Genomic DNA, 5,213 nt, shown 5'->3' on the forward strand with positions numbered 1-5,213 from the left:
AAACAGGCTGCTGTCCTTTTTCCTGCCAATCCTGCGTTACTCGCCCGCGTAAACGGGGAGTGGATCCGTGCAGTCTTCACGCATTGCAACACCCCTGATCGCTCCCACGCTCTGCGTCCGGTCTGGCGGAGCGCGGAAGCCATCACTCCACTGCTAAAACATATCCAGCGGATCAATATCAATCGACCAGCGCACCTTGCGCGCCTGCGGGTGCTGTTCCAGCAGCGGCAGCAGCATGTGCACCAGCTGGTGCAGGGCTGAGCGCTGGACCGCTTGCATTAATAGCTGGGCACGGTGGCGTCCGGCGCGGCGCTCCATTGGTGAGGGTACCGGGCCGAGCAGGTCGATATCCGGCAGGTTGTGCTGGCCGATCAGCATCTCGGCCTGCTCCAGCGCGGCTTCGAGAAAGTCCTCGGCGGCGCTGGCCCGGTTGGCCTCGGCGCGCAGCAGCGCCATGAAGCGGTAGGGCGGCAGCTGGGCCATTTCGCGCTCGGCCAGTTCGCGCTCGGCAATCGCCGGGTAGCCGCGCTCGGTCAGTTCGATCAGCAATGGGTGCTCGGCCATGTGGGTCTGAATGATGACCTGCCCCGGCTTTTCGGCGCGTCCGGCGCGTCCGGCGACCTGAGTAATCATCTGTGCCATGCGCTCGGGGCCGCGAAAGTCGGCGGAGAACAGCCCCCCGTCGGCGTCCAGAATGGCGACCAGGGTTACGTTGGGGAAGTGATGCCCCTTTGCAAGCATCTGGGTGCCGACCAGAATGCACGGCCTGGCGCTCTGGATGGTGTCCATCATGTCCTGCATGGCGCGCTTGCGGCTCATGCTCTCGCGATCGATGCGCAGTACGTCGATGTGCGCAAAGCGTTCCTTGAGGAACTCCTCGGTGCGCTCGGTACCGGCACCCAGCGGGCGCAGGTCCTCCCTTTGGCATTTGGGGCAGTGGCGATCGAGCGGGCGCTGGCTGTTGCAGTGATGGCAGTGCAGGTGCGGCGGCGACTGGTGCACGGTCATGCGCGCGTCGCAGCGCCGGCACTCGGCAATCCAGCCGCAGTCGTGGCACATCAGGGTCGGGGCAAAGCCGCGGCGGTTGATGAACACCAGTACCTGATTGCCGCGCTTGAGGTGTTCGCCGACCAGCTCGGTCAACGGGCGGGAGAGGCCGCCTTCCAGCGGTCGACTGCGGATGTCGAGGCACTGGAAGGTTGGGGTCTTGGCATTGCCGGCGCGAATGGTCAGGCGCAGGTGCCGGTAGCGGCCCTGTTGCACGTTGTGCAGGCTCTCGAACGATGGCGTCGCCGAGCCGAGGATCACCGGAACCTGTTCCAGGTGGCCGCGGTAGACCGCGAGATCCCGCGCGTTGTAGCGCAGACCGTCCTGCTGTTTATAGGAAAGGTCGTGTTCCTCATCGACGATGATCAGGCCGGGCCGCGCCAGCGGGGTGAAGATCGCCGAGCGGGTACCAATAACAATGGATGCGTCGCCGTCGCGGGCAGCGATCCAGGCATCCAGTCGCTCGCGATCATTCAGGCCGGAATGGAGAATCACCACCGGTGCGCTGAAGCGCTGTTGAAAGCGGCTCAGGGTTTGGGGGGTCAGGCCGATCTCCGGGATCAGTACCAGCGCCTGGTGGCCGCTGAGCAGGCAGCGCTCGATGGCCTGCAGATAGACCTCGGTCTTGCCGCTGCCGGTTACCCCTTCCAGCAGCCAGGTATGAAAACCCTCGGCACCGAGAATCGCGTCCAGTGCCGCCTGCTGTTCGGCGTTGGCAGTGAGGTGCGCCTGCCTTAATAAAGGCAGCGGTTCGGCGACATGGTGCGGTGAGCGCTCGATACGCTGGACCAGGCCCTTGCCCTCAAGGGTCACCAGCGTGTCGCGGCTCAGCCCCCATTGACCGATCAGTGCGTGGGACAGGCCATGCGGGTGCTGGGCAAGGATTTGCACCGCCTGCTTTTGCTTGGGCGCGCGCTGCACCGCCGGGTGCTCGGGGTAGGCGCCGGGCTGCAGCTGCCAGAGCTGGTCCTGGCGGGCCAACGCCGGTTCACCCTGGCGCAGCAGGACCGGCAGGGCGACACTGAGAGTATCGCCCAGGCCGTGCTGGTAGTAGCGTGCGGTCCACAGGCACAGGCGCCAGAGGCTGTCGGGCAGAACTGGCGTCAGATCGAGCAGCGCCTCGGCGGGCTTGAGTCGATTGGCCGGTACCTCGGTGTGGTCACTGATGCCGGCGATCATGCCCACCATGGCGCGATTGCCGAACGGTACGCGAACCCGCTGGCCCACCTGCAGGTCGGCCGCACTGACTCCCCGCGGCGCGCGGTAGTCGAACAGGCGTCTCAGCGGTGAGGGCAGGGCAACTTGCAGGATAGGTCCGGTCACGCAGATCACTCCATGGGGCGTGGCGCTGATGTTACCACCGACGGGCGGAAAACAATGGTGCTTGCGTCGTTGGCGGATTCTGTTATCATCGCCGGCCTATTTTCCGGTCACTCTGTATGCGCCGCTTGTGGCATGCAGTCACTTGGCTGGTAGAACAGATTCAGAGTGCGGTGCCCGATCAGGTTGATCCGGTGGCGGCACAAACCAACCGAGGACATACCATGAAAGCTGATTTGCATCCGAAGTACGAAGAAATCGAAGCGACCTGCAGCTGCGGCGCGGTGATCAAGACCCGTTCCACTCTGTGCGCTCCGATCCACCTGGACGTCTGCTCCGAGTGCCACCCGTTCTACACCGGTAAGCAGAAGGTTCTGGATACCGGCGGCCGTATCGAGCGCTTCAAGGCTCGCTTTGGCGCGGTCAGCAGCAAGTAAGTTTGCCATGCAGGCCCTTGTGGCTCTGGCAAACGAAAAGAAGGCGTCCCTTGTGGGCGCCTTTTTTCTTGTCTGCAGTTTACTGGCTGGCTGCGTTCAGGCTGACCCGCCACAGGCTTCCTGCGTCATGCCGCCGGGCGTTGAGGCGGTGTCTGTGCGCAGTGTTACTGACGGCGACACCTTGCGCCTGGCCGATGGCCGCCGGCTGCGGTTGGCGGGTATCAATACCCCCGAGATCGGGCGTGACGGCAAGGCGTCGGAGCCCTGGGCGCAGGCCGCGCGGCGCGAGCTGCTGGCGCTGGTCGACAGCGAGTCGCTGCAGCTCAAGGTCGGTGATGATCCGCAGGATCATTACGGTCGTACGCTGGGCTATCTGTTCGACAGCCACGGCCGCAGCGTTGAGGCGCAGCTGCTGCAGGCTGGTCTTGGTTATGCGATTGTGATTCCACCCAATGCGGCGCTTGCGGACTGCTACCTGGCGGCTGAGCGCGACGCGCGTCAGGCCCGGAGAGGACTCTGGCAGGCGGATGTGGTGCGGTCGGTCGAAGAGCTTGCCGAAGGCGGCTTTCATTTGCTGCGCGGCCGGGTCGCTGCGGTCACTCAGGAGAGTCAGGCGATCTGGATCGACTTGGAAGGGCCGCTGACGCTCAGGTTGGAACGCCGGGATCTGGTGAACTTTGCGTCTGTGCCGGGCGCCAGTTGGGTCGGGCGAGAGATTGAAGTGCGTGGCTGGGTGGCTGACCGTCGCGAGCAACAAAACGGTTTTCGCCGCTACATGATCAGTCTGCGCCACCCGGCTCAGCTACACCCGCTGAGCAGTGACTGACAACGTCAAGATGACTCAAAGTTGTAAGAGAATGTCCTTGACATTGATCTCGTGAATAACCTTGCGAGGGTGTTACGTTTTATGTACTCTCCGTCGTCCGCATGAGCAACCTGACCGGAAAATAGTGACCATGTCTGATTTGAGAACTGATGCACTCGCCTATCACGCCAACCCGCGTCCAGGCAAACTGAGCGTTGAACTGACCAAGCCGACCGCGACTGCCCGCGATCTGGCTCTGGCGTACAGCCCGGGTGTAGCAGAGCCGGTGCGTGAAATCGCCAAGGATCTGGAAAACGCCTACAAATACACCGGTAAGGGTAACCTGGTTGCCGTTATCTCTGACGGTACTGCCATTCTGGGGCTGGGGAACCTCGGCCCGCTGGCGAGTAAGCCGGTTATGGAAGGCAAGGGTGTTCTGTTCAAGCGCTTTGCAGGCGTTGACGTATTCGACATCGAAGTTGAAGCCGAAAGCCCGCAAGCCTTCATTGATACCGTCAAGCGCATTTCCTGCACCTTCGGTGGTATCAACCTGGAAGACATCAAGGCGCCCGAGTGCTTTGAAATCGAGCGCGCGCTGATTGAGCAGTGCGACATTCCGGTATTCCACGATGACCAGCACGGTACTGCGATCGTAACCGCAGCCGCGATGATCAACGCGCTGGAACTGGCCGACAAGACCATCGAAGACGCCAAGATCGTCTGCCTGGGTGCCGGTGCTGCTGCTATCGCCTGTATGAAGCTGCTGGTCAGCATGGGCGCCAAGACCGAAAACATCTACATGCTCGACCGCAAGGGCGTGATCCACGCTGGCCGTGATGACCTGAACGAGTACAAGGCCATCTTCGCTACCGAGACTGACAAGCGCACCCTGTCCGACGCCATGAAAGGTGCTGACGTATTCGTTGGTCTGTCTGGCCCGAATCTGCTGCAACCGGCTGAGCTGAAGCTGATGGCTGAAAATCCGATCGTGTTCGCCTGCTCGAACCCGGATCCGGAGATCGATCCCGAGCTGGCTCACGCTTCGCGTCCTGACGTGATCATGGCTACTGGCCGCTCCGACTACCCGAACCAGGTTAACAATGTTCTGGGCTTCCCCTTCATCTTCCGTGGTGCCCTGGACGTTCGCGCGACCCGCATCAACGAAGAAATGAAGATCGCTGCGGTTCACGCTATCCGTGAACTGGCCAAAGAGCCGGTGCCGGACTACGTTTCCGAAGCGTACGGCGGGATTGCTCTGGAATTCGGTCGTGAGTACATCATTCCGAAGCCGATGGATATTCGCCTGATCGAGAAGGTGCCGGCTGCCGTTGCGCAAGCTGCCATCGACTCCGGTGTTGCGACGCTGCCCTACCCGGCGCACTATCCGCTGAAGTCTGTTGAAGACGTGAAGTAAGCGCTTGGTGCAAGAAAAGCCCGCTTCGGCGGGTTTTTTTGTGCCTGCGCAGTCGTCTCGTTGTTCGGGTGGGTGTGAGTTGCGGGTTGCAGGTTTGGTCTGCGGCCGGACTGGTCGTCGCAGGCGCAACGCCTGCAAGCGGCTTATTTATCGTTCGGTGTGAATTGCTGAAAAAAGGCTTGACGTAAAA

Annotated in this window: 4 protein-coding genes; 3 read left to right on the top strand and 1 reads right to left on the bottom strand. The window is 62.1% G+C overall.

The genetic code is table 11. The features are described from left to right. Positions 1-153: 153 nt before the first annotated feature. Positions 154-2,370, bottom strand: a complete 2,217-nt coding sequence (locus tag B7O88_RS11735; protein ID WP_088276137.1) for a primosomal protein N' — start codon at positions 2,368-2,370, stop codon at positions 154-156. A 221-nt stretch (positions 2,371-2,591) separates the two neighbouring features. On the opposite strand from B7O88_RS11735, the gene rpmE reads away from it, so the two are divergent. From rpmE to B7O88_RS11750, 3 genes are all read left to right on the top strand, one after another. Continuing rightward, positions 2,592-2,804, top strand: a complete 213-nt coding sequence (gene rpmE, locus B7O88_RS11740; RefSeq protein WP_088276158.1) for a 50S ribosomal protein L31 — start codon at positions 2,592-2,594, stop codon at positions 2,802-2,804. Between the two features lie 7 nt (positions 2,805-2,811). Then, entirely contained in the window at positions 2,812-3,630 is an 819-nt protein-coding gene (locus tag B7O88_RS11745; protein ID WP_088276138.1) for a thermonuclease family protein, read from the top strand. 130 nt (positions 3,631-3,760) lie between these two features. Beyond that, positions 3,761-5,023, top strand: coding sequence for a malic enzyme-like NAD(P)-binding protein (locus B7O88_RS11750; protein ID WP_088276140.1), 1,263 nt, complete (start codon positions 3,761-3,763; stop codon positions 5,021-5,023). The last annotated feature ends 190 nt before the right edge of the window (positions 5,024-5,213 follow it).

Origin of the sequence: Halopseudomonas aestusnigri (assembly GCF_002197985.1) — a bacterium.
In the GTDB taxonomy this organism is placed as follows: domain Bacteria; phylum Pseudomonadota; class Gammaproteobacteria; order Pseudomonadales; family Pseudomonadaceae; genus Halopseudomonas; species Halopseudomonas aestusnigri.